This is a genomic window from Geminisphaera colitermitum TAV2, from assembly GCF_000171235.2.
Taxonomy (GTDB): Bacteria; Verrucomicrobiota; Verrucomicrobiia; order Opitutales; family Opitutaceae; genus Geminisphaera; species Geminisphaera colitermitum.
Map to the genome: position 1 here is coordinate 1 of NZ_ABEA03000091.1, position 21,715 is coordinate 21,715.

Genomic DNA, 21,715 nt, shown 5'->3' on the forward strand with positions numbered 1-21,715 from the left:
CCCCCCCCCCCCCCCGCCGACACACTCATCCGCGCCGACGCATCCATGCCACGGCACCAAGAACCAAAACGCCAAGCACCACTGCATACGTCCCCGGTTCCGGAATCGGCGTGGTGGCCGACGTCCAATCCGTCCCGATACGGATGTTGTCAAACGCCGTGCTCACATTGGCGCCATTGTCAGTGGCAGTCTGCCGCCGAAGAAGCAGGCGGCTGATGTTGTCCACGCCCGTCGGTGTCGTCAGCGAGAATGTGCGGAAGGTCGCCGAACTCTCATCCACCGGGTTCCACCAGAGCGACAGCGTCGCGTTGGCCGCACCCGCGGTAAATGTAAACTTGCCAACAATCGTATTCGTTTCGCCGATCACTGGGGTGAAATTGCCGTAAGTGCCGCCATTGATCGTCGATCTTACCGACACCGCCGTCGCGTCAGTCCCGCTATTGTAACTGTAAGCGATGCCGATGCCGAACACATCGACATTGCTCGTCCCGTTATACATTTGGAAAACCAATGCATCATTCAAAGAGCTGATCGCGCTGGCCTGCAGCACACTGAGGTCGAGGGAAAAATAAAACGTGCTGGTTGTCGCAGCATTGATGGGATTGACGGCGAGCGTGCTGATGGAACCGCCATTCCCCTTCACCGTGGCCACGCCATTGGACACCGTCCAACTGCCCGCGCCGCCGCTCCATGCCGCAGCCGATCCTGTCCCGCCCTGATTGCCGGCCAGATCGCCATTGGGGTAGTTGAATGCTTCCTCAAACAAGGTGCCCGAAAAGAGGGGAGCGCCTGCAAACGCGGAAAACAGGACGGCTGCAGAGAGGTATTTTTTCAGAAAATTTGATTTCATGCGCCTCACATTGCAAGGGCCTCACCTTCGCAACAAAAACTATCGATCTGCGCATGATTCGAAATATATGCAGATCATCCTGTTTCCCTGCGGGCATCACATTCCCCCTCCTCCCCTCACTGCTGCGATCGACAAATCTCGATGCTGGCCAAATGCGTTCAGACTACGCGGTCTCAGCGTGTTCATTACGCGTAGAGGAGCCCCTCGTGTGGGCGCATTCGAGCCAGATGCCTTGATACGCGCCACCTAGAGGTTGGGTAGCCGTGGACGTAAACGATGTTGGCCGCGAGTTGCGTGAGGGCGGCGTTGTATTTCTGGCGAATGGCGTTGGTGACGCGAGTCATTGCCTGTCAGTGCGAGGGAGGAGACGGAGCTGTGTGAGAGATGTCGGGCTGTTCCAGTAGTCGTAATTTTTGAGAGCAAGGAGGCTGACCGATTTGCGGAAGCCGCGGTCGCAATCGTCACTCATGAGGTTGATGCCGAGGAGTTGATTGGCAGTGGGTGTGATGCCAATGGCATCAAAGGGGATGGCGACTTCAATGAGGTATCCGCCATGCCAGATGCGGCTGGCGATTTTGATTTTGGATTCGTATCCAGTGCGGACATACCCGCCAAGGGAGGCGACAAGAACAGCGGGGGCTTCGTCGTGAAACTGGCGAGTGGGAGTCATGAGCACGAGGAGGTCGCGGGGGCTGATGTTTCTGGAGCGTTTGGAGGGTTCGGATTCGGCAGAGAGAAAGAGGCGGACGTTATCGGCGTCACGCCAGTCTCGGCTGACGAGGTCGAGGAGGCTGAGATCGTCGTCTTGAACGAGCCAGGCAATGTAAAGGTTTTGAGCGTCCCAACGGAGCGCAGCTCGGACGAAGGAGTCTTCGCGGGCGGGATGGGTTGTGTCGCGGAGACGCCAGTGGCCGCGTTGGGCAAGCGTGATGAAGTCGTTGGGCGACCATTTGGCGGAGCTAAGGTTGCCGTCAATGGCGGCGGGATTGAGGGCAGGGGTTGCGTGGCGGGCGGTGATTTCGGCGGGGCCAAAACCGGTGGCGTCTTCGTCAATGGGGCGTCGTATTGGGAAATCGGTTACGGTTTTTTCAAGGAGATGTTCGGCGTAGGGGAATTGTCCTTTGAGCCAGATGCGTGCTTCCCAAGGCGCGGTGCGGCGGGGGCCGGGTGTTTCAAGAGCGAAGGAGAAACGATACTCGACTCCGGGAATGGTGTCGGGGGGGGAGGGGGAGGTGATTTTGATGTGTTTGATGATGGTTTGGCCGGGGGGAATGCTGAAGGGCGCAGGGAGTTCAACTTTCCAGCCGGGCACGCGGGTGATGATGACGGGGCGGGCGTCGAGAGGGGCGTCGGTGGAGTTGAAGGCGACGCAAGGAACGGTGATGGTGTCGCCGGGATTGGCTTCCCAGCGTGTCATGGGTTTGGTCCAGGGACGGTTGTCGAGGGAGTCGGCCAAGAGGTCGAGTTGGTCGTAAGTGGTGAGGGTGGTGGAGGCGTTTGGCGGAAAGCCTGTAATGAAAATGGGGGTTTCGTTAAGGGTAAGGGTGGAGGGTGTGTTTTGGAGTTTTGAATTATTGATGGAGTCGGTTTTTCCGTTGGCATCGGTGGCGGTGTAGGCGCCTCCCGGTGGGAGCGTAATGGTGGTTTCGATACCATCACGGAGTGCCCAGGCGGCGAGGAAAAGGGTGCCGTCGGCGCGGCGAAAGAGTTGTTTTTGGATGGGTTCGGTGGAGTGGGTGCCGCCAAGCGGGGTGGAGTCGTTGAGCCAGGGGGCGATGTATTTGAGAGTTTGATACGCGGGGCGTGGATTGAAACTGGCGTCGGTGAGCCAGAAGGTTTCGCGGTCGTTTTTTCCGTAAAAATTATACCAGTAAATGCGGTCGATTTTTTTGGCGCGGGCGAGGATGTAGAGGCGGGCAAGGTAATCGGCTTGTTGTTTCTCGGTGTAGCCGTTGACGAGAGTGAGTTGTTGGGTGGTGGGATTGAGGGTGCCGCCTTCGTCGTAGTGAAATCCGACTTCGGTGGCCCAGAGTTGATAGGGAGGGCGTCCGAGGGCGGTGGCCCAGGCACCGGCGACGCGTTGGTTGGCTTCGAGTTTGGCGACGCCAGCTTCGGGAACGCCGCAGTAGGGGTGGAGGGTGATGGCTTTGACGTAGGGAGCGAGGCCGTTGCGGAAGAGTTCGTCGAGGTAATCGGGAGTGGCCTCGGCAATGGCAAAGGTGGCGGGGCGGGCCGTGGGGTCGATGGAGAGGGTGCCAAGGGACATTGCCTGGTTGTGTGCCGCCATGTCGGCAGCAGTGCCGCTGCCGCTCCAGCCAGAATTGGTTTCGTTGCCGTAGTGGTAATCCCATACGCGGTTTTTGTAATGGGTGGCGACGGCTTTGGCCCAGTCGTAGGCGAGTTGGGTTTTCTTGTCGGTTTTCTGCCAGGCGGGGTTGAAAAAGGTGAGGGCAAAGAGGCTGTTCATGCCGTAGGCTTCCGTGGCGAGCAGGGCTTGTTCGTAACGGGGGTCCATGAGGAAGGTGCCGTCTTTTTCGGGAGCACGGAAGCCGGGTTCGATGCGGATGCTGCGCACTCCGGCGTCGCGCATCATGCGGAGGGCGCGCCATTGTTCCTCGGGGGTGTAGCGTTGGAGGTGAACGTTCATGCCGATGAAGTAATCGCCGTCCCGGGCAAGGGGACGCGGGGTGCCGACGATGGCGGTGTGGGTTTCTGTATGCGGGGGGAGGGAAGAAGGAAGCGTGTCCGGGGTGAGGGTGATGGTGGTGCGGAGGAGGGCGATGTCGTTGCGGAGCGCGATGCGGGAATCGGTGGGTGAGGGAGCGTAGGCGGGGTAGGTGTCGATGTGGCCGGGCGCAAGGGTGTGCGTGGTGGTCGCTTGTTGGTAGAGGGTGCCGTCAGTGGTTTCGAGCGATGAGGCGAGTGTGATGGTGAGGGGTGCCGTGGTGGTGTTGCGGATTTCGTAGCGGGGATATTTTGAGAGGTCGGACTCGCGTTGTAGTTTTATGATGGGTACGGATTTTTCATCGGCGGCAGTTGCGATTGGGCTCCACGCAGAGGTGAGGGTGGCGAGGAAAAGGGTTGTTTTGAGGAGGCAGGCCGGTGTCATTTGGTATTGGATACGGATGGGCGGGCAAGGGCGGCAAGGAGTGTGCGTTTGCGCGCAAGGGTTTTGCCTTCGGCATCGGTGGCAATGGCGGTGAGTTCGTAAAAGCCGGTGGCTGGGATCGTGAGTTGCAGGAAAACAGGGCCGCCGCCGCCGTTCATGTCGTCGGTTGCTTGAGCCGTGGAGAGGGGGGGGGGGGAGGGAGTGGCAAGGCGTGCGTCGGCATCGTAACGGCGAAGTTCGAGCGTAATGGTAAGCCCGGAAATGGCCAAGCCGGTCTCGACTTCGACGCGGATGTTTTGCGGATTGGTGCCTGTGAAGACGAGGGGGTCAGGGAATTGGAGTTCGACGGGTGTGGCGTGTGTTGGCGTGACCGCAAAGAGGAGCAGGGCGGCGAGCGTCAGGAGATGGCGAGCAAGAGCTGTCATTTGTTTTGAGGGATGAGGTATTGGGGAAGAGGGCGGATTTTCCAGAGGTAGCCTTTTTCGCCGATTTCGACGGTTTGTTCGCCGCCTTGCCAGTCACGGAGGATGTATGTGCCGGGTTTGGGGCGGATGTTGACGAGTTCGTGGTAGAGGCTTTGGACACACCAGCCGACGATCACGGAGTCGTTGTCGCCGTTGCTGTATTCGTGGATGGCGTTGGTGGGGTTTTCCATGATGGCGCGTTTCCAAGGTCGGTCGCCAAGGGTGTGAGTGAGGACGGCGGCAGCGACGTAGGCGGGTTTGGGGGAATAGTCTTGGCGAATGAGGCCGAAGTTGTGTTCGGGGTTGCGCGGATTGGTGCCATCGTCGCGGAAGTCATACCAGATGAGGACGTTCATGGTGGCGTAACGGCGGGCGAGGAGATAGGCGCGGGTGAGATAGAGTGCCTGAAAGGGCTCACCTTGAACCATGCCGACGGGTGAGCTGATGGCTCCGTATTCGGTGACCCAAAGGCCGAGTTTTTTGCCGTCGGAGCGAATGTTGTTGGGGTGATTGATGAAGCGGGCGAGGTGTTGCGAAATGCTGGGGATGCTGACGCGGCCAATAGGGGAATTGTAGGCACTGTAACCGTTGTCGGGTGTGCAGGGTGGTGTCATGTAAGGATGGATACTGAAGGCATCCATTGAGTTGAGTCCTCCGTTGCTGATTACGGCTGCGGCGTAGTCACCGCCGGGGCCGCCGCCCGCGCCGCCTCCGCCGCAGCCGATGACGGTGTCGGCGGGGGCGAGTTTTTTGATGGCGGCGTAAACGTCTTTGAGGAGGAGGGTGTATTGTTCATTGGTGGGTTTGCCCCAGGCTTGGGGTTCGTTCCAGACTTCCCAGTGGTGGACTTTGTCGCCGTAGCGTTTGAGGAGTTCGGTGGTGTAGCGAACGAAGAGGGCGCGGGTTTCTGGTGTCTCGGGGAATCCGGCTTTGGTGCTGGCAAATTCCGCGGGGTAGGTGCGTTTGTTGCCGAAATCGAGGACAAGGAGTGGGGCGATATTGAGTTCGGCGGCCTGGCGGATGTAGGCGTCGTGATGGAGGCCAAAGGTGAAGTTGCCCGGCGTGCGTTCAATGGTGTCCCAGGAGACTTCGTCGCGAATACGCGAGAAGCCGGCCAGTTTGATGAGGGCTAGGGATGTGGGGATGGATTCGAGGTCGTTGGCCGTGGGTGTGTGGCCAAAGTGTGTGGCAACACCAAAGTCGGAGGGGCCGATTTGAGTGCGTGCTGGAACGGCGGCATAGGGGATGTTGATTGTGGCAAGGGATTCGTTGGCGGTGTCGAGGGCGGTGATGGTGATGTCGTAGAGGCCGAGGTGGGGGAGCGTGATTTTCAGGGTGATGTCACGCGTGGCATCGTTGGTTGAGTTGGGGGGGGGGGGGAGGTCGTGGTGCTTGAGAGGATTTTTGGGGCGATGCCTGCAGAGACGTCATGGGCACGGATTTCGGTGCGGATACTGTTGGCGCGGAGTGTTGGGGAGAGCGTGAGGCGGAGTTGTTTTTCGCCTGCGTCGGGTGTGATGAGCGGGTAGTCACGTCCTGTGGCAATGAGGGGTGCGTCAGTGGCGGTCGCGGATAATAGTATCGATTTTAAGGATACGAACGTGAAAATAAACAGGATGAGTGAGCGAGTTGCCATGGTTTTTTGAATACGCGATTTGGCGGTGTTTAGTGAGGGACGGGGGGGGGGGGGGGGGTAAAGCAGACGCGGGCTTCGCAAGCGAAGCCCCTACTTCTGGACTACATTTCTGCTACATTTGAAACGACCTGACCTTCGAGAGTCACGTCGCGGATGCGGGTGTCGATGGCGTCTTGAAAGCCGATGCCAGCAAAGCCGATGGTTGTGAAACGGGTGTAGGTGGTGTCGGTTTCGGTAAGCTCGGGACCGGGGGCGTTTTTCATGGTGATGAGTTTGCTGGCGACAGTGACTTTGCCGTTGGAAACGCTGAGCGAGATGAGGTTGGTATTAAACTGTTGTTCGCTGTCCTTGGTGCCGAGGATGGTCCAGCCTCCAGTGAGGCCGTTGTCGAGGCGGTAGAGCGTGGCAGTGCCAGAGCGGCTGATTTGGGCAACGTAGCCTTTGCCGGAGTCATCAAGGAGGGCGAGGTTGTAGCAGTTGCCAGAGGTGTTGCCGCCCCATGCCATGTTGAAGAGGGCGGTGAGTTTGGGATTAGTCACGGCGCGGCCTTGGGCGAGGGGGCCGCCTGTGGTGAGTTTGCGGAAGAGCCAGCGTTGTTCTTCGGGTTGGGCACGGCTTTGAAAGGTGACGGCCATGTTGAGTTTTTCCTTGGCATGGCCCCAGGTCCATACGTGCGGGCGCGAGCCGTTGACAGAGTCATCCGTATTGGCCGGAGCATACCAGCCGTTGCAGGTGTCGGGCGTGGGTTCGGTTGGGATGAGGGTGCCTTTGGCTGTGTCGCCTCCGAAGTTTTCACGGAAGAGCGGCTGGGCGGTCGTTGTGGAAACAAGGATCGCGGCGTGGAGGGTGAGGAGCGTGAAGAGGAGGAGGCGACTCATGGCGGGAGTGTGTTGCGAGGTTTGTCCGGGTTAGTTGCGGCGGCGTTTGCAGGCGATGGCTCCGGCAAGGGCAGAGATGCCAACGATGGCAGCAAGGGTGGCAGGTTCCGGAATGGGGGCAGTAGTGACGGATAGGATACCAGTGCTGGCATCAAAGGCAAATTCGTAGCCGGTGAGGTTGCTGGTGATGGTGCTGAAGTTGCCAGCGAGTGTGCCAGCAAATGTGCCGCCAACGCTGTTCAGTTCGGAGGCGCTTTGGAAGAGGTGGAAGGTGTCGCCTGCCTCGGGTGTGTAGCCGCCCATGAAATTGAGTTCGAGTGTACCCGCATAGGTGATACTGAAGGCGCCGAGATCAACGGTGTCGAAGCTGGCAAGGCTGGCGATGTCGAAGGTTGAGATGGAGGTGGCGCGGAGTGTAACGGTGGGGATGCCTGACACGGTGCCAGCAGCGCTCATGTGGAAGGTGCCGATGTTGTCGCGTCCGTTACCTGCGGAGAAGCCTCCGGTTGAGCCGGCCGCCCAGCTGACGTTGCCAGTGGAATTGACGGCTTTGTAGGTGCCGTTGCCGGTGAGGTTGGCTGCGCCTTGGAGGCTGGTTGACCAGCCGCCGGAAGCATAGGTGGCGTTGGTGTTGATCTTGAGGTCGCCAGAGGCCGTGAGGTTGCTGCTGCTGCGGGTGAGGGTGCTGGCAGTGGTACCGTCGCCTATTTCAATGGAGCCGAGGGCGTTGGTTGAGGAGAAGCTGGCTGCTGTACCAGTGTAAAGGAAGCGGACGCTTGAGGTGAAGGTGGCGTTGGTGAAGGCGTTGGCTCCTGTGCCGGTGGCGTGCAGGGTGAGGTTGCCGTTGAGGGTGGTGGTGGAGCTTGCGTTGGAATGGAAGGTGAAGGCGGTAGCAGAGATTTCGGAGGGAGTGGAACCGGTGTTGCTGAGGGTCCAGTTGACGCTCGTCGCGTCGCCTGCAACAAGGGAGAGTCCGTTTGTAACGGAAAAGTCATGACCGTTGGTATCCAAGGCGAGATTGGCACCAGTCGCACCACCCCAGCCGCCGTTGACGAAGCCGTTTGTGGTTTTCAGGTCGGAACCGAGTTTGAAGGTGAGGTTGGTGGCGGAGGTGTAATTTCCAATGCGGAGGTTGGTAATGGTGCCAGTGCCGGAGAGGGTCTTGGTGCCGGTGGTGGCGCGGAAGGCGAGGTTGGCGACGGTGACGTTGGTGGAGAACGACTGGTCTCCGGTGCCATTGAGGTAGATGTAAGGCATCCCTTTGGTGGAGGCCTGCGCATCGGAGAACGTGACGTTGTTGATGACGTTGGTCGCGCCCTTGAGTTGGAGGATGCCTTGTCCTGCGTTTCCGCTGGTGCGTTCGATGGTGCCACCGTTGGCGGTGAAGTTGCCGAGGATGGTGGTGCGTGTATCCTCGTTGCCAGAAGCGTTGAGGGTGATGAGGCCACCGGCGTTGAGGATGACATTGCCGTCGATGGTGGGGTAAACGCTGCTGGAGGCACCGGTGCCCAGAAGGATGGCGTTTTGCCCAATGATGAGAGTGCCGGCGGTGCTGGAGCCGATTTTTAGATAAGAGCCCGTTCCAAGCTGGAGCCGGACGGTTCCGAGGCCGGAGTCGCCTCCGAGCGCAAGATCGTTGGCAAGGGTGAGTGACGGGGTGGCGACGCTGCCAGTCTTGGAGATGAGCAGGGTGTTGGTGAAGCCGGACCCGGCTTGGTCGAGGATCAATGTGCCAAGCTGACCGCTGGCGGCAGAGTCGTAGGTGACAGTCTGGTCGGCAGCGCCGCCGGTGATGGTGGCGGTGTCGCCTGCTCCGGGAGCCGTGGTGCCGGTGGACCAGTTGCTGCCAGTGGACCAGTTGCCGTCGCCACCGTTCCAAGTGGCGTTATCAGCACTGGCTATAGTGGCAAACAGGGTCGCCGCTGCCAGTGTGCAGGCAAGGCGACGGACGGTCAGATCATTTATGAGGAGCGAGATGTTTCTCATTTTTTGGTGTGGGTTTATGGTTCGGGTTGCCGCATTCCTGCGGATGGATAGGGGATGTTATCGAACAAGGGTTGCGTTGATTCGGTGGGAGGAGAGGCGTCAGTATTTGTCGAGGCCTTCCCATTGGGAACGGCCTCCGGCAGGAGGATCGCCGCTGACTCCTTGCCCACCTGCGATGTTGCCTCCGGTGAGTTTTATCCAGCGGGCGCTGCCACTCCATGTGCCAACGTGAAATCCTTTGCCATCCCATGGCTTGCGGCCGTTCTTGATGATGCCGTCCAGCGATCCGTCCCACCAGTGAGTGAGGTCGGCGACGATGACGCGACGGGCGGGGATGTCGGGATCGCGGTATTCGGTATATCCAGCATAAGTTGGAACAGCGGAATAAATATTAAGTTGATAGCCGGCCATGAGCGTCGGCTGGTATTTGATCGTATGCTGGAGCCCACCGGCGGTGCCAGTGCTGTCGCGCTGGTAGAAGGGGCACATCAAAACGTCCGGCGTTTGGGTGAACGAGTTGGGGGCTCCTTTCAGAGACAGATAGGAGAGCAGGTAGCCGAAAGGGGCGAATTTATTATCACTGATAATGAGTCGGGAATCACTGATCCATGTGTAGTCACCGGTGGTTTGTCTGCTGAAAACGCCTTTGTTGTCCTGCCGATACATCATATGGGCGATGGCGATCTGGCGGATGTTGGAGACGTTGGCGGCCTTGCGGGCGGATTCGCGGACTTTGCCGACGGTGGGGATGATGATGGCAGCAAGGATGCCAATGATGGCAATGACCGTGAGTAATTCGATCAGTGTGAATCCAGCATGGGGTCGGATCTTCTGGGTAGGGAGGCAACAGAGGCGAATGTTGGAGGTTGTCATGGTTTTTTAATGACAGGATTCAGGAGTCAGGTGGACTGCGGGGGGGGGGGGGAGTTATTGGACAGCGGTGAGGGTACGGAGGCTGTCGCCTTCGCGAAATTCGGGGTCAATGAAGATGTGGCTGTCACTGGCTCCGGTGTTGAGGAGGTTCAGCACGGCAGCAGCAAAAGTGTCCATGGGAGTGACCAATGTGCTGAGTTTGGGTTGGACGATGCGGGTGAGTTCAGTGCCATCGTAGCTAAGTATGGATACGTCATCCGGGACGCGGATGCCGATGCGGTTGAGGCCAAAGAGGGCTCCGGCAGCGGCACCGTCAGAGATGCCAAAGATGGCAGTAGGGCGATGCGCGACGGGACGTTGCTGCCAGAATTTTTCGACGGTGTGCGCGGAGGCTTCAGAGGAGTTTTCCCAAGAGTGCGTGCCGCAATGGAGGACTTCGGCTTCGTCAGGAACGGCGAGTCCAAATTCACAGGCGGCTTCTTCAAAGTAGGTCACGCGTTCGATGACTTCGGGAACCTCCTCCGGTTCGCTGACCAGAAAAAGAATGCGGCGGTGTCCGGCGGCAATGAGGCGTTGCAAACCGAGACGGACAAAGGCGCGATTGGAGATGCCGACGCTGTTGCAGAGGCAACCGGAAAGGGGCGGACCGATGTTAACGCTGCGGTAGCCTTCCTGAAAGAGCAGTCCGTGCAGGTCGATCGTAGTATGCGGGGCGTTGTGCAGGAATACGAGCGCGCCCTCCGCAGGGCCAAAGGTGATCTGGCGTTTGCAGGCCTGCCAGTCGTCACTTTTTTCAAAAGAGATCAGGGTGAGTGTGGTGCCTTGGGCACTGGTCAGGGCGTTGAGGGCGGAGAGGTGAGCGTTTTGCGTGTAGCTGGGGAAATTGGGAGCAATGACGGCAACGTGTTTTAGCAGGGTGCCTTGGACGGGACGGGTGATGACGGTGCCGAGGGCGCGCTTGCGTTGAATAAGGCCTTCTTCAACAAGGCCGTTGAGGGCGGTGCGAACAGTGGCTTGCGAGACTCCGAGTAATTCGGTGAGGGTGTTTTCGGGGGTGAGTTTTTCGACGTGGGTGGGGGTGGATTGAATGACGCGCCGGAGGGAGGTGCGGAGTTGGACGTGCAGGGGGATGCCGCCTTCGCGGTCGAGAACAATGGAGCGGATTTGTTTTTCCCAGTCCCAGTGGCTGTGTTTTTTGCCGTTTGGGTTCTGCTCTCGGTCGAGTCGGAGGAGGGGGGGCGGGATGGATGGATCGGGACAGTCGGCGATCGGGGAATTGGAAATGGATGAGACCACGGTTATCTTAGTTCGATTCTTCGAAGAATCGAACTTTTAAAGCAGAAGACAAGTTCAAAATCAAAATACTGGTTCTATTTTTTAATTTATTGGTTTTTAATTTTTTAAAACCATCCGCTGTTATTGTTCCAAATCCCACCAGTGGCTCGCAGACATTCAAGCATCTCGGCCACTGGCAGATCATTTTGGCCCTCAATCCATCCGCCCAGAGTCTCAAAGTGCGTACGCAGTCGCGAGACGCGGTGCCCACCACGGCGTAATTCGATCCTCAAAATGCGACTAAACGATCAGGATTTGCTCTGAGAAAAGCGTTGTCACAAACGCGCTCGCTCTCCGGCGGGCGTGGCGTTTATTCGGCGGACAATTCTGTGAACGCGGTGCAGCAAAGTTTTTTGGACCTCTTCGGACTCGGATCGGACCGGCCGCAACCGGCCGCCGAAGTCGCCGTTCCCACGTCGCCACCCGATGTCTCGGATTACATCGACGAAATCACCGAAACGCCCCCCCCCTCCCCCCCCCCTGGCAACGAACGCGAGACGCTAACCGCACTTGCACCGACCGAGACGCAAACCGACGGCCACGCCACACATCCGACGATCATTTACGAACGCAGCCTGCGCGCACGCCATTACCGGCTCACGCTGCGGCGCGACGGCGTCGCCATAGCCACAATTCCAATGCGCGGCAGCGAACGCGAGGCGCGCGCCTTCGTCGCCAAACACACCGACTGGCTCGAACGCGCCCGCGCCCGGCAGCGCGTGCGCCCGCGTGGCGCGAGTGTCTGGTCCGTGGGCGCGCATGTGTTGTGGCGCGGCGACCTGCTGGAGATTCGCAAGGCGGTGGAAGGCGAGCGCCCCAAGGTGTGCCTGGGCGCGGATGTATTTCGCGTGGCGCGGCTCGACGGCGATCTGCGCCCCACGCTGGAGGCGCATTTCCAGCGGCTGGCCCGCATCGAACTCCCCGCGCGCACCTGGGAACTGGCGGCTGTCACGGGAATGTCGATACGCGAAGTGTCGGTGCGCAACCAGCGCACGCGCTGGGGTTCATGCACCACGGGCGGCGTGATCTCGCTCAACTGGCGTCTCATCCAGACACCCGACAGCGTGCGCGACTACATCATCTATCACGAACTCATGCACCTGAAGGAGATGAACCACTCCGCCCGTTTCTGGGCGCGCGTCGAGGAAGTCTGCCCCGCCTGGCGCGCCGCCGAACTCTGGCTCAAACGCAACGGGTCGCTGCTAGGATTGTGAGGCAACCACCGCCGCCCACGCCGCTCGAATTGACTCGACGCAACGCGCGGTCGCTTCGACGGCATCGTCGCCCTCGTATTCGACCACCGCGGAGCCATTGAATGCGACAGGCAGTGACCGGAACACCTTCAAAAACGCCGGCAGATCCAACGCACCGTGTCCGACAATGGTGTCATGACATTGTCCTTTTTCTGTGAATACAAAATCCTTCAGATGCATCGCGAAGAGACGCGGTTGCGCGACGGCAAATTTCTCCAACCACGCCACCGGCGAATCACCCGCCTGCAAACACCACGCCGTGTCGAGACACAACCCGATGCGCGCCGCGTTTGTCCTGCGGAAAATGTAATCAAGGATCGTCGAATTCCCCAGCCAATGCCTGCCACCGTGATTATGAATCGCGGCACGCACGCCAAACTCCTCGCACAGTTTTTCCACGCTGCGCAGCGTCTCTTCGTATCCGTCGGGCTCGAACGCGAAACTCACCACGCCGCATCCGGCACGACGGGCGAATTCGAAAAACCGCCGGTTCCACGCCTCGTCGGGACGCAACCCCACGACGCCAATCCCGCTCACGCGAACGCCCGCCGCGCGATACGCCGCCAGCGCCTGCTCCTGCTGCGCGGGATCGTCGTAATTCACATGACACGCGGACAGATCAATGCCGTCCGAAGCGCAGCGCCGGACTGCCGCCGCCACGTCAACGTTGTCCTTGATGTGGCGAAACGAGTAACTCTTTACGCCCAGTTCACGGGCGAGATCGAAAGAAGAGGTTGGGTTGCTCATGGTTGTTTTAACAAAAATTAAGAATTAAGCGCCGAGCGTTCCCTCCGGGAACGGCACGCCGCATTGCCTGTAACATTTTTCCAATACAGCTACGCGCCGCCGCACCGCCTCGGGCGTGATGAATTGCGGCGCACCCTCGCGGATTGTCGCCCATAGCGTGCCATACATGTCGGCCACCGGCTGCTCGGCGGGCGGTGCGCCCGCGCCGGCGTCGGCTTTCACGGCAGGCTCCCAGCTTGCGGTCTCCCACTCCAACGGCTCCGAATTGTAACTACGATCCGGCGTGGGGCGCTCATCCACCGGACGCGCCGGCATTTTCGTCCAGTCCACCCATTTCCAGTCGAGCCGCGAACCATTGCCGCGCAACCCGCCCGCCGTGCCGCACACCAGCCAGCGGTCGTCGGGATATGCGGCCGTCGCCAGCAATTCGATCTGGATTACCGGCGCGTTGGCTGAGTCCGTGCCCGGCTTGCCGCGCAGGATGATGCGCACCTCGTCCTCCGCGTCGCCGCTGGCGAGCGAACGCCGCAGGTCGCACCACACGTCCGGCTCGCCCGGACCAAATAACTCCAGCGCATGGTCGAGCGGATGCGGCCCGTTGTTGTAAAGCTGACCGCCGCCAAACTTGCGCAGCGTCTGCCAGTCCCAGCGCCGCGAAAACCCATGCCATGCCGTGCGCACGTGCGTGATCCGTCCCAGCCGTCCACTCGCGCACACCTCGCGCACTTTTTGAAAATCCTGTTCGAAACGCCGTTGCTGGAACGGTTGCAACACCCGCCCCGCCGCCTTCGCCGCCGCAATCATCGCGTCCACATCCGCCGTGGTGAAGCCGAACGGTTTTTCGCACAGCACATGTTTGCCCGCCGCCAGCGCCTGACGCGCCTGACGCGCGTGCCAGAGATTGGGCGACGCCACGATCACCAGTTCCACATCCGGGTTGGCCAGCAATTCCTCAAACGAGGCTGCCGGACGAATCCCCGCCGCCACTTCGGACGGGAGCGTTGTGTAATCGCCGCGCCGTGTTTCGATAGGGTCAAAAACCGCCTTGATGGCGAACTGCCCGCCCATGCGTGCAATCGCCTTGGCATGGATGCCGCAGCCGCTGCGTCCGAAGCCGCAGATGCCCACGCCAATGGGTTTTGCTGACGGAGATGAGGAAGAGGAAACCGGATTACTCATGGAAAAATAAAGAGGATCAGAAAAACGAAAGATGTTCGCAGCGTATCAGACACCTCGCGGCACCGCGTCCATAATCCACCCGGATTGATGTGCAAAAAATACCCAAACCGCCAAGGAGCACCAAGGGGGGGGGGGGGGGTTACGGTTGCGCGAGCGGCTTGTCCTCAGTCGAGACGATGGTGTTGCCGGGGCCCATGAGGACGACGCGTGGTTTGTGCGCGGGCACTTCCTTTTCGTCGAGGCGGCAATAGGCGAGGACGATCACGAGGTCGCCGGGGCGCACAAGACGGGCGGCGGCGCCGTTGACCTGCACCTGGCCGGGTTCGCCGTAGATCACGTAGGTCGTGAAACGGGCGCCGTTGTTGATGTCGAGCACGTCCACTTGCTCGTATTCGAGCATGCCGGCGGCACGACAGAGGGCGCGGTCGATGGAGATCGAACCTTCATAATCGGGGTCCGCCGCGGTGAGCGTGGCCCGGTGAAGTTTGGTCTTGAGAAAGGTGCGATGCACAAGGGGGAGGTTGAACGAACGAAATGAAACGCTCAACGCTCAAGTAACGGGTCAAAAATCCAAGAGCCCGAAGTCCAAGAGCCCGAGGATCGGAGTGCCTCAGTGCATTACGGACCGTTCATTCGTTTACTTGCCGACCATCAGTGCCACCGGCCTGCCGTCTTCGTGAAGGAACCGCAGGGCAAATCCCCCCCCCCCCCCGGTATCGTCGATTTTGAACAACACTTGGTTGCGGCCTTTTTTCAGGAGCACGGGGATTTTTTCCTCATCCATCTTGAGTGACCGCGAAGTCGCGTTTCGCCCGGCGAGCACGCCATTGATCCACAACGCAAAACCATCGTCCGACCCCAATGACGCCAGGCACCGCGTGTCTTCCCCCACCTCCACTTGGGCAAACGCATAGGAAACTCCATCGACCCACGGATGCGGAATCACCGGAGTGGCAAACGACGCCTCGTGCCAGATCAGCGGCATCTCCCGCAGTCCCCTGGCGTGCAGGAGAAAATCGGGCAGCGGTTCGGGAGGGAACGCCCGTGCGTTGCCCAAAAACCTTCCCTCGCGATCCAGTGGATTTTTCCACGGCCCCACCATTTTCCATTTCCGGATAAAACCCTCCGCGTCCACCGCGACGGGAGAATCGTTGAGCGCGTCCTTGCTGGCGCTCAGGGCGAATGCGCAGGGGGCGCCGCGCGAGGCAACCTGCACGAGGACGTGATTCATCCCCTCCTTCAACTTCACCGTGAAGGATTGCCACGCGCGCCCGACCAAGCCGTAAGCCTGCTTGGAAAAGTCGATGTTGTCCGTCCCGTTGAAGCACAGGGAAGCCGGGCCGGTCGCGTTGAAATACAACGTCACCTCCTGCGCCTGCGATGCGTGGATCGAGGTGCGGGCCCGGTGCCAGGTGACTTCGGGAGGGGGTTCCCCGGACAACACCACGTAAGGCAACGGGTGGTCGGTTTGGGCGTGTGCCTTGTCGAGCAATGTCCAGCGGGTGAGCACCCCGCACGTCCGCGGTTTGCGCGGAGGCGCGCCGGTGGCATAAATGACCGCCTCCGCCTCATCGCCGGAAATTTCCTCCACTTCGCCGGCAAAATTTTGTCCCCAGATTATCCGTCCGGCGCGCAGGCGCTCGAATAGCGAAAGATCGTTGCTTCTCAGGTAAATCGCATCCATCCCGGGCAAGTGAAGCCGCTCGGGCGACGGCAACGTCACCGGTTCGCCGAAGGGATCGAACGCGGTGAGCCCGACTCCGCGCAAGTCCGCCTCCAGCACGACGGTTTTCAGGGGAAACTGCGCGGCGGTGATGGCCACCGCATAACGTTCCTCACCCGGCTTCGCGTCCGGTTTCTCGAAGCGCATGATGAGCACGTTGTCGTCCAGTTCGATCCGGCCCAGCGAACGGTATCCGCCCAAAGTCGCGTGGAGCGCGTTCATGTGCACCGCTCCCACGCCTGGGACGAAGGGGCCGCGAAGGAACCAGTGACGGGGACCGCTGCCTTCATAAAACGTGTTTCGGGTGAGCATCACGCCGGCGCTCCAGCGACAGCCGACGGACCAGTCCAGCAAGGCGCGTTGCACGACTTCACCACGCGCGAACTCCCGGCTGATTTCGTGCAGGCCGTGGATTTCGCTCATGCCCAGAAGCAGTTTTTTGTCCGGCGTTGAATAGTCCGCGGCCAGTTGTTCGAGCGCCTTGGCTGCGCGCAGGCCGCGTTTGGCCAGAAGCGAGACTCCGTAGGGATGGTAAAAAACTCCGTCACAGTAGCCGGGGCCGCCCAGTTTCAGGAATTGGCCGGTGTAGCCGTTGCCATCAGCCGAGAAGTCGGCGGTCTGGTTCATGAGGACGGGCAGCGTCGGGGCCGCGCGTTTGATGGCGGGATAGGCGGGCTTCAGGTAGTGGTCGATCAGTCCCTTGGGCGTGATGAAGAGATTGGCTTCGTTGATGAATTCGATCGCGTCGATTTTGTCCTGATAGCGCGCGGCGACGGCAGCCATGAAACCGGCCAGGGCATCGGGGTCGGCGGCAAGGAGGATGTTGCGTTTGGCCGGATCGGCGGAGGAGCCCATGGGCGTGGAGCGAACGCCGTGTTCGCTGATATCCACGCCTGTTTTGTAGAGCCAGCGACCCTCGCCGGCATCCGGGTTGTCGAGAATGGCCTTATATTTGTCGCGGGGAAGGTTCAGGGGTTTGTGGGGCGCGCAGATGATCGTGGTCCCGCCGTTCCGGTGGGCGGCCTCGATGCGCGCATCCATGAGATCCCAGACGAAACGGCCTTTGTCCGGTTCGATTTTGTCCCAGTCCCAGATGTCGCGCTGCACTCGGAAACCGGTCTGGAAATTGGTGGCGTAAAATTCGTCCAGCGACCAATGGCCGCGCCAGTTGAAGCCGATTTCCTCGCCGTATTCGATGCCGCCATGATAACCGGCGGCGAAGTCAACGGGAGGCGGCACGCCGCGCAAATCCGTCATCACGGTAAACCGTTCCCGACCGACTCCGAGCAGTGCGCGGGAACCGGGATCGCGCGCTTCCAGTTCGGCCAGCCACGCACCGCGTTTCAAGTCCGGCAAAACGATTTTTCCCTGCCGGGCAAGCGGAGCCAGCGCGGCCTCTCCCGACCACGCGACCACGGCGTCACTCCTGCGCGTCAGGTCGGTCAATTTCAACGCGAGGGCGACCTTGCGCTCCCGGTCGGCGTCCGCACTCCAGCGCAGCGCGACAGGCTTGTCTGCAAAATGAATGCCGTTTCGCGTGGCTGGCAGCAGCACCATCTCGACCGCCCCGGCACGGACACGAGGCCGCGCGCCGGCATCGGGAGCGGACGGTTTTTCCAGCGTCCAGCTCACGTCGTCGATCCACACCGCGAACGGTTCTTTCCTGTCGCTGGAGAATTCCAGTCGCAGCGGGACAACGCCGGAACGGGCGGGCAACTCGCATTGCCACCGTTGCCACTCGGTGGACAGGTCGCCGTGCAGCAGACGCGGCGCGGTGGGAGTTCTGCCCTTGCCGTCCGGAGGACAAATCCCGGCAAGCAGCTTCACGCCTGTCCGTCCGGCCTTGGCCCAGAATGAGAACCACGTCGCCGAATTCGGAGGCAGAAGCGGAGATTGCATGTCCAGATAGGCGATTCCCTTTCCCTCTGCTCGCGACAGCCGCAATGATTGCCTGCCCGAGTGAAAAACGGAGCTGTCCAGCACGGGGAGCGAAGGCGTTTTGTCGTAAGGGAGACTGGCTTTGGTTGTTCGCCAGCCCGGATAAAACGGCTCCGCGCCAAGGCCCAGTTCGAACGAACCGTTGGTCAGCAGATTGGTGACGGATGCGGGGGGGGGGGGGGAGGGGACAATCGGCTGCGCGCCACCGGTCGCCGCCGGCAGGGTCGCGGTTGGGAGTGAAATCATAAGCATTTTGAAAAACGTCATTGGTATATGGATACGCCGGATCGAACCGGCCGCGCACAGGAGAGTTCGACGGCGCTACTTTGTCGCCCGATATCCCATGTCCCACCGTTCATAGGTTTCCAACGGGGTGGAGGGCCATGCCTGGCCCAAGGCAAGGGGCGTCTTCAAGACGGCCACGTGGCCGTCAAGGTAGAGATAGTTGGCGCCCTTGCCTCCATGCAAACCGGTGCCGCCGGACTCGAATTGTTCTTTGGGAATCATAATCGCGCCCGTCCCGTAAAGGGTGTAACTTCTGACGACATTGGGTGCCTCGACTAATAAAAACGTCTGAGCCGGGCGTGGGAACGCATTGAGCAGGCAACGGCCTTCCACGGGGTCGCTCGCGCCCTTGCGCAAATAGACTCCAACGTTGTCCGCCGAGTATCCGGCCGTGATGGAATAGGTGGCCACGCCGCCCGATTTGTCCGCCGGGCAATACAGCAGTTTGCCCAACGGGTGATCCGCCTTGTTGCCGAATTTAACATCGGGCAGCAGGTTGCTGACGAAACTGAAGACTCCTCCCTCCCGGCTTTTGGGGAGCTGATCTTTGTTTTGCGCCGCGTAATTCATGACCAACACGCCGAGTTGGCGCAGGTTGCTTGCGCAGGTTGCCCGGTGCGCGGATTCCCGGACTTTCCCGACAACGGGAATCATGATTGCCGCCAGAATGCCGATGATGGCGATCACCGTGAGCAGTTCAATCAGCGTGAAGGCCGAAAGGTAGCGAGTGGTTTTCATGGCGTGTGTGGGGGGGGGGCCAGATCAAACATGCCTCACGCGGAGGCGCGGCGTTTGCCGCGGGATGTAATGAAAAACAAGATACACGCGCCGCCAAGCAAAAGGGCCGTGGTCGCGGGTTCGGGAACGCTGGCCGCGGCCACGGTCAACAAGACCTTGTTACCCGACAGCGAAAGGGTTGCGTCCAGACCTCCGATGATGCCCGAAAGACCGCCGTCAGAAAGCGAGCCGACAATGGAGGCGGAGGTTTCAAACAAAGTGTAAACGCCGGGCGCAAATCCCGCGCCGGTTGAAAAGGCAAAATCGCCAAAGGAGAGCGCGTCTGAGCCGATGTTCAGTGTGGTTCCGGCGCCCAGCACGATCTTGTCGCTGGCACTGGGCGCACCGAGGCGGAAGAGCAACGATGCGCTGTCGCCCACGAAGGTCGCGCTCAGGTCGAGTGTGCCGGTGCCGAGGTTCAGAGTTAGTGTGCCGGCAGAGCTTGCGGAGCCGGCGGAAATTCTGCCGCCGGTGGCGACCGTCACGCCCGCGTTGCCAGCGGTGGTGATGATGCCCGCTCCGCCGAGAGTGCCGCCGGCGTTGACGGTGTAGGCCGCGCCGCCGGTGTGAGTGCCATTCACCAAAAGGACGCCCGCGCTCACCGTCGTCACGCCGTTGTAGGTGTTGGCTCCGTTGAGCGTGGTGACGCCGGAACCGGTCTGGCTGAGATTGAAGGTCGCGGGGTTTTCGCTCGTTTCATGTCCAAGAGCCGAGTCGATGACAACCGCGCCGGAGCCGCCGAATCTGACACGGATGGAACCAGCCGGCGCCGCTCCCGTCGTGGACATGTTCAAGGAGCCTGCGGTGAATCTCAGCGTGCCGGCGCCGTTGTTCGTGACATCCACGTCCTTGTTGCCTGTCAGGGCATTGGCCCCGAGGAGGAGTTTGCCGCCATTGAGGTCGATGGTTTGGCTGCGCGCGCCTCCATCGACAAACACGCCGCCACCGCTTGCGGGCGTGACGAGCCTCCAGGTGCTGCCAGCGGCCAGTTGAATCGTGATGTCATTGGCAGCTGTATCCAAAAAACGGATGCCCCTGGGTTGCGCGGTTCCATTGGGCGCCGTGATCGTTTCGGGAGCCGCGTTGCCCAGTTGTGCCTCGAAGGAATTTCCGGGAACCACGTCGTCGCTCCAGTTTGCCGCCTCGTTCCAGTTGGAGGTGCTGCCGCCGCCGTCCCAAGTGCGTGTGCTTTGGGCGTCGAGATGGGCGGCCCAGAGCAGGAAGCCGGGAAGGAGGGCTTGGGCGATGCGACGAGGCGCGGGGGCGCAGGGCGAAAAGATGAATTGAGTGTTGGTTTTCATGATGCGGGAGCAGGGAGTCAGCGTTTGGTTGTCGGGCGGGTGAAATGCCTTCTTGAGGAGGAAACGGGAAAAATTAGGGGCGGCTTGGGCGAGGATTACAAACGCCGTCCAATAGAACGTTCCATAGAGCGGGAAAACGCATTTTTACAGAAGGTGCGGGTTGCACCCGGACGAGTGCCCGTGGCAGTGTCGCCGCCCCTTCTCCGACATGTCTCCCACAACCGAGCACCACGCTGTTTCAATCATTGCAATCGCCCGGCGCGCGGGCGTGGCAAAATCCACGGTGTCGCTGGCCTTGCGCGACAATCCGCTCATCTCGGAAAAACAGCGAAAACGTATCCAAAAAATAGCGACAAAAATGGGCTGGCAACCCCGGCCCCACCTCGCGCGGCTCATGAGCGAACTGAGTTCGGTGAGGAAGGCGCGCTACAAGGCGACTCTCGCCTTCGTGAGCGCGGCGGTGTCCGATCCACGGCAGGTCCTTCCCTCCGGCACCGCCGCCGACTGGCTGTCCGGGGCGGAAACGCGGGCGCGGCAACTGGGCTACGGGCTGGATCGTTTCTGGCTGAACGACCCGGAGGTCTCCCATGAACGGCTGGCGAAGATTTTCTGGGCGCGCAATGTGCAGGGCGTCGTGCTGCACTCGCTCGACAGCACCACGCGGTTGCAGTTGCGGAAACAGGACAAGATCTGGCAGCAGTTTCCGTTTGTCCTGATCGGCTCCCGGATGCGGACAGTTCCCTTGAATTTCGTGTGCAACGACTATCACTCCACCGCGATGGAGGGCACCGCGCAATTGCTCGCGCGCGGCTACAGGCGCATCGGATTTTACATGGTGCGCTGGTTGGATGAAACGTGGGAGCATCGCCTTGTGTCCGGCTGGCGCGCCTGCATGGAGGCATGGAATCTGGAAACGCCGCCGGTTTTCTTCATCAACGATCCCCGGAACAGGCGGCACGGCACGGATGCCGACGTTCAACTGGCCTTTGTCGCCTGGCTCACGGAACATCGGGTGGAGGCCTGTCTTGCGGTCAACAGCCACGTGTTAAACCGGCTTGCGATGGCGGGCCTGCGAGTGCCCGGTGACATCGGAGTGGCAGTGCTTGATCTGCCCAAGGGCTTGCGCGGCAAAGTGGCCGGAATGGAACAACAGCATGTCAACACGGGCATGACGGCGGTCGATGTAGTGATCGGGCAACTACTCAGGCGTGAGGCCGGCGTGCCGCCGTTTCAGCAGGGGACGCTGATCGAGAGTTTGTGGGTGCCGGGGCCGACGGTGCGGGACGGGGGAACGGTTTTGCGGAAGGAGCGGCGGCGGGGGGGGGGGGGGGGGAGGGAAGGTCGCCGCTCCGAATTGATTCCGGCTCCACCGGCTTGAGGA

At 60.6% G+C, this 21,715-nt stretch carries 20 protein-coding genes; 3 read left to right on the forward strand and 17 right to left on the reverse strand.

The annotated features are described in order from the left end of the window. Positions 1 to 25 precede the first annotated feature (25 nt). The 6 genes from OBACDRAFT_RS09370 to OBACDRAFT_RS30665 all read right to left on the reverse strand — a co-directional run bounded on the left by OBACDRAFT_RS09370 (position 26) and on the right by OBACDRAFT_RS30665 (position 5,219). The gene (locus OBACDRAFT_RS09370; RefSeq protein WP_043585006.1) at positions 26 to 850 is read right to left on the reverse strand and encodes a hypothetical protein; all 825 of its coding nucleotides are present in this window, start codon (positions 848 to 850) and stop codon (positions 26 to 28) included. Between the two features lie 185 nt (positions 851 to 1,035). After that, positions 1,036 to 1,194, reverse strand: a complete 159-nt coding sequence (locus OBACDRAFT_RS28045) for a hypothetical protein (protein WP_157836976.1) — start codon at positions 1,192 to 1,194, stop codon at positions 1,036 to 1,038. Further along, positions 1,191 to 3,959, reverse strand: a complete 2,769-nt coding sequence (locus tag OBACDRAFT_RS09375) for a sugar-binding protein (RefSeq protein WP_043585008.1) — start codon at positions 3,957 to 3,959, stop codon at positions 1,191 to 1,193. The genes OBACDRAFT_RS28045 and OBACDRAFT_RS09375 overlap by 4 nt, the downstream gene beginning before the upstream one ends. Then, positions 3,956 to 4,384, reverse strand: coding sequence for a hypothetical protein (locus OBACDRAFT_RS09380; RefSeq protein WP_043585009.1), 429 nt, complete (start codon positions 4,382 to 4,384; stop codon positions 3,956 to 3,958). Before OBACDRAFT_RS09380 ends, OBACDRAFT_RS09375 begins: the two co-directional genes overlap by 4 nt. Next, positions 4,381 to 5,037 carry a hypothetical protein gene (locus OBACDRAFT_RS25210; protein ID WP_157836977.1) on the reverse strand — a complete coding sequence of 219 codons (657 nt, stop codon included), beginning with the start codon at positions 5,035 to 5,037 and terminating at the stop codon, positions 4,381 to 4,383. The genes OBACDRAFT_RS09380 and OBACDRAFT_RS25210 overlap by 4 nt, the downstream gene beginning before the upstream one ends. Before the next feature lie 50 nt (positions 5,038 to 5,087). Then, entirely contained in the window at positions 5,088 to 5,219 is a 132-nt protein-coding gene (locus tag OBACDRAFT_RS30665) for a hypothetical protein (RefSeq protein ID WP_269799064.1), read from the reverse strand. Between the two features lie 46 nt (positions 5,220 to 5,265). Between OBACDRAFT_RS30665 and OBACDRAFT_RS25215 the strand changes: the two genes are divergently transcribed. Further along, positions 5,266 to 5,556 carry a hypothetical protein gene (locus tag OBACDRAFT_RS25215; protein WP_157836978.1) on the forward strand — a complete coding sequence of 97 codons (291 nt, stop codon included), beginning with the start codon at positions 5,266 to 5,268 and terminating at the stop codon, positions 5,554 to 5,556. Positions 5,557 to 5,753: 197 nt separating this feature from the next. On the opposite strand, the gene OBACDRAFT_RS09390 is transcribed toward OBACDRAFT_RS25215, so the two are convergent. The 5 genes from OBACDRAFT_RS09390 to OBACDRAFT_RS09410 all read right to left on the reverse strand — a co-directional run bounded on the left by OBACDRAFT_RS09390 (position 5,754) and on the right by OBACDRAFT_RS09410 (position 11,092). Next, entirely contained in the window at positions 5,754 to 6,059 is a 306-nt protein-coding gene (locus tag OBACDRAFT_RS09390) for a hypothetical protein (RefSeq protein ID WP_043585012.1), read from the reverse strand. 101 nt (positions 6,060 to 6,160) lie between these two features. After that, positions 6,161 to 6,937: a hypothetical protein gene (locus OBACDRAFT_RS09395; protein ID WP_043585014.1), complete on the reverse strand. Its 777-nt coding sequence runs from the start codon at positions 6,935 to 6,937 to the stop codon at positions 6,161 to 6,163. Positions 6,938 to 6,967: 30 nt separating this feature from the next. Beyond that, positions 6,968 to 8,923: a beta strand repeat-containing protein gene (locus OBACDRAFT_RS30670; protein WP_052361595.1), complete on the reverse strand. Its 1,956-nt coding sequence runs from the start codon at positions 8,921 to 8,923 to the stop codon at positions 6,968 to 6,970. A 99-nt stretch (positions 8,924 to 9,022) separates the two neighbouring features. Beyond that, a complete protein-coding gene (locus tag OBACDRAFT_RS09405) occupies positions 9,023 to 9,796 on the reverse strand; it encodes a type II secretion system protein (protein WP_081721930.1) in 774 nt (257 codons plus the stop codon). Positions 9,797 to 9,850: 54 nt separating this feature from the next. Continuing rightward, positions 9,851 to 11,092, reverse strand: a complete 1,242-nt coding sequence (locus tag OBACDRAFT_RS09410) for a substrate-binding domain-containing protein (RefSeq protein WP_232766942.1) — start codon at positions 11,090 to 11,092, stop codon at positions 9,851 to 9,853. 311 nt (positions 11,093 to 11,403) lie between these two features. Between OBACDRAFT_RS09410 and OBACDRAFT_RS09415 the strand changes: the two genes are divergently transcribed. After that, the gene (locus tag OBACDRAFT_RS09415) at positions 11,404 to 12,345 is read left to right on the forward strand and encodes a M48 family metallopeptidase (RefSeq protein WP_232766944.1); all 942 of its coding nucleotides are present in this window, start codon (positions 11,404 to 11,406) and stop codon (positions 12,343 to 12,345) included. Here the strand turns inward: OBACDRAFT_RS09415 and OBACDRAFT_RS09420 are convergent. The 6 genes from OBACDRAFT_RS09420 to OBACDRAFT_RS09445 all read right to left on the reverse strand — a co-directional run bounded on the left by OBACDRAFT_RS09420 (position 12,334) and on the right by OBACDRAFT_RS09445 (position 20,334). Beyond that, the gene (locus tag OBACDRAFT_RS09420) at positions 12,334 to 13,131 is read right to left on the reverse strand and encodes a sugar phosphate isomerase/epimerase family protein (RefSeq protein ID WP_043585016.1); all 798 of its coding nucleotides are present in this window, start codon (positions 13,129 to 13,131) and stop codon (positions 12,334 to 12,336) included. The two genes, OBACDRAFT_RS09415 and OBACDRAFT_RS09420, sit on opposite strands and share 12 nt — an antisense overlap. 24 nt (positions 13,132 to 13,155) lie before the next feature. Beyond that, positions 13,156 to 14,310, reverse strand: coding sequence for a Gfo/Idh/MocA family protein (locus tag OBACDRAFT_RS09425; protein WP_043585018.1), 1,155 nt, complete (start codon positions 14,308 to 14,310; stop codon positions 13,156 to 13,158). A gap of 139 nt (positions 14,311 to 14,449) precedes the next feature. Next, entirely contained in the window at positions 14,450 to 14,821 is a 372-nt protein-coding gene (gene panD / locus OBACDRAFT_RS09430; RefSeq protein ID WP_043585131.1) for an aspartate 1-decarboxylase, read from the reverse strand. A 126-nt stretch (positions 14,822 to 14,947) separates the two neighbouring features. Further along, positions 14,948 to 18,217: a hypothetical protein gene (locus OBACDRAFT_RS09435; RefSeq protein WP_157836979.1), complete on the reverse strand. Its 3,270-nt coding sequence runs from the start codon at positions 18,215 to 18,217 to the stop codon at positions 14,948 to 14,950. 75 nt (positions 18,218 to 18,292) lie between these two features. Further along, a complete protein-coding gene (locus tag OBACDRAFT_RS25220) occupies positions 18,293 to 18,994 on the reverse strand; it encodes a type II secretion system protein (protein WP_052361597.1) in 702 nt (233 codons plus the stop codon). Positions 18,995 to 19,029: 35 nt separating this feature from the next. After that, complete coding sequence (locus OBACDRAFT_RS09445) at positions 19,030 to 20,334, reverse strand: autotransporter-associated beta strand repeat-containing protein (protein WP_043585021.1); 1,305 nt, start codon at positions 20,332 to 20,334, stop codon at positions 19,030 to 19,032. A gap of 208 nt (positions 20,335 to 20,542) precedes the next feature. Between OBACDRAFT_RS09445 and OBACDRAFT_RS09450 the strand changes: the two genes are divergently transcribed. Continuing rightward, the gene (locus OBACDRAFT_RS09450) at positions 20,543 to 21,712 is read left to right on the forward strand and encodes a LacI family DNA-binding transcriptional regulator (RefSeq protein WP_157836980.1); all 1,170 of its coding nucleotides are present in this window, start codon (positions 20,543 to 20,545) and stop codon (positions 21,710 to 21,712) included. Positions 21,713 to 21,715: the final 3 nt, after the last annotated feature.

Excerpts from the sequence above, each read along its gene's own strand:
- OBACDRAFT_RS09445 (WP_043585021.1), bottom strand. The coding sequence starts at position 20,334 with ATGAAAACCAACACTCAATTCATCTTTTCGCCCTGCGCCCCCGCGCCT.
- OBACDRAFT_RS28045 (WP_157836976.1), bottom strand. The coding sequence starts at position 1,194 with ATGACTCGCGTCACCAACGCCATTCGCCAGAAATACAACGCCGCCCTC.
- OBACDRAFT_RS09405 (WP_081721930.1), bottom strand. The coding sequence starts at position 9,796 with ATGACAACCTCCAACATTCGCCTCTGTTGCCTCCCTACCCAGAAGATC.
- OBACDRAFT_RS09450 (WP_157836980.1), top strand. The coding sequence starts at position 20,543 with ATGTCTCCCACAACCGAGCACCACGCTGTTTCAATCATTGCAATCGCC.
- OBACDRAFT_RS09420 (WP_043585016.1), bottom strand. The coding sequence starts at position 13,131 with ATGAGCAACCCAACCTCTTCTTTCGATCTCGCCCGTGAACTGGGCGTA.
- OBACDRAFT_RS09425 (WP_043585018.1), bottom strand. The coding sequence starts at position 14,310 with ATGAGTAATCCGGTTTCCTCTTCCTCATCTCCGTCAGCAAAACCCATT.
- OBACDRAFT_RS25210 (WP_157836977.1), bottom strand. The coding sequence starts at position 5,037 with ATGACACCACCCTGCACACCCGACAACGGTTACAGTGCCTACAATTCC.
- OBACDRAFT_RS09375 (WP_043585008.1), bottom strand. The coding sequence starts at position 3,959 with ATGACACCGGCCTGCCTCCTCAAAACAACCCTTTTCCTCGCCACCCTC.
- OBACDRAFT_RS09370 (WP_043585006.1), bottom strand. The coding sequence starts at position 850 with ATGAAATCAAATTTTCTGAAAAAATACCTCTCTGCAGCCGTCCTGTTT.
- OBACDRAFT_RS09395 (WP_043585014.1), bottom strand. The coding sequence starts at position 6,937 with ATGAGTCGCCTCCTCCTCTTCACGCTCCTCACCCTCCACGCCGCGATC.
- OBACDRAFT_RS25220 (WP_052361597.1), bottom strand. The coding sequence starts at position 18,994 with ATGAAAACCACTCGCTACCTTTCGGCCTTCACGCTGATTGAACTGCTC.
- OBACDRAFT_RS09380 (WP_043585009.1), bottom strand. The coding sequence starts at position 4,384 with ATGACAGCTCTTGCTCGCCATCTCCTGACGCTCGCCGCCCTGCTCCTC.
- OBACDRAFT_RS30665 (WP_269799064.1), bottom strand. The coding sequence starts at position 5,219 with ATGAACAATACACCCTCCTCCTCAAAGACGTTTACGCCGCCATCAAAA.
- OBACDRAFT_RS09435 (WP_157836979.1), bottom strand. The coding sequence starts at position 18,217 with ATGATTTCACTCCCAACCGCGACCCTGCCGGCGGCGACCGGTGGCGCG.
- OBACDRAFT_RS30670 (WP_052361595.1), bottom strand. The coding sequence starts at position 8,923 with ATGAGAAACATCTCGCTCCTCATAAATGATCTGACCGTCCGTCGCCTT.
- OBACDRAFT_RS09390 (WP_043585012.1), bottom strand. The coding sequence starts at position 6,059 with ATGGCAACTCGCTCACTCATCCTGTTTATTTTCACGTTCGTATCCTTA.